1 protein-coding gene is annotated in these 1,145 nt (G+C 57.6%); it reads left to right on the top strand.

Annotated elements, in window-relative coordinates; all coding sequences use genetic code 11:
- Positions 1 to 1,145, top strand: a 1,145-nt coding sequence (gene tuf, locus FZF01_RS19320; protein ID WP_150279461.1) for an elongation factor Tu, incomplete at both ends; no start/stop codon positions are given.

Below are 1,145 nucleotides of genomic sequence, written 5' to 3'. Positions count from 1 at the left end.
GTGGGCACCATCGGTCACGTCGACCATGGCAAGACCACTCTGACAGCGGCATTGACCAAGGTTTGCGCTGAATCCTACGGCGGTTCCGCCCGTGGTTTCGACCAGATCGACAACGCGCCGGAAGAAAAGGCCCGTGGTATCACCATCAACACCTCGCACGTAGAGTACGATTCTCCGACTCGTCACTACGCGCACGTTGATTGCCCTGGCCACGCTGACTATGTGAAGAACATGATCACCGGTGCTGCGCAGATGGACGGCGCTATCCTGGTCTGTTCCGCTGCTGACGGCCCTATGCCGCAGACTCGCGAGCACATCCTGTTGTCCCGTCAGGTTGGTGTACCTTACATCGTCGTGTTCCTGAACAAGGCTGACATGGTCGATGACGAAGAGCTGCTGGAACTGGTAGAAATGGAAGTGCGCGAGCTCCTCAGCGCCTACGATTTCCCTGGTGACGACACGCCGATCATTATCGGTTCTGCGTTGATGGCCCTGAAGGGTGAAGACGACAACGAAATGGGCGTTACTGCTGTTCGTAAGCTGGTCGAGACTCTGGATGCCTACATCCCAGAGCCCGAGCGTGCTATTGACAAGCCGTTCCTGATGCCAATCGAAGACGTGTTCTCCATCTCCGGTCGCGGTACTGTTGTGACTGGTCGTGTCGAGCGCGGCATCGTCAAGGTCCAGGAAGAAGTCGAGATCGTCGGCATCAAGGACACCGTCAAGACTACCTGTACCGGTGTCGAGATGTTCCGCAAGCTGCTTGACGAAGGCCGTGCTGGCGAGAACGTTGGTGTTCTGCTGCGTGGTACCAAGCGTGAAGACGTAGAGCGTGGTCAGGTACTGGCCAAGCCGGGCACCATCAAGCCGCACACACAGTTCGAAGCTGAAGTGTACGTGCTGGGCAAGGATGAAGGCGGTCGTCACACTCCGTTCTTCAAGGGTTACCGCCCACAGTTCTACTTCCGTACTACTGACGTGACCGGTTCGTGCGAGCTGCCGGAAGGCGTTGAGATGGTCATGCCTGGCGATAACGTCAAGCTGGTCGTCACTCTGATCGCTCCGATCGCCATGGAAGATGGTCTGCGCTTCGCGATTCGCGAAGGCGGCCGTACCGTTGGTGCCGGCGTGGTTGCCAAGATTAT

Source organism: Halopseudomonas salina, from assembly GCF_008641105.1.
The sequence above is the reverse complement of the archived record's forward strand: the minus strand, read 5'-3'. Positions and strand labels throughout refer to the sequence as shown.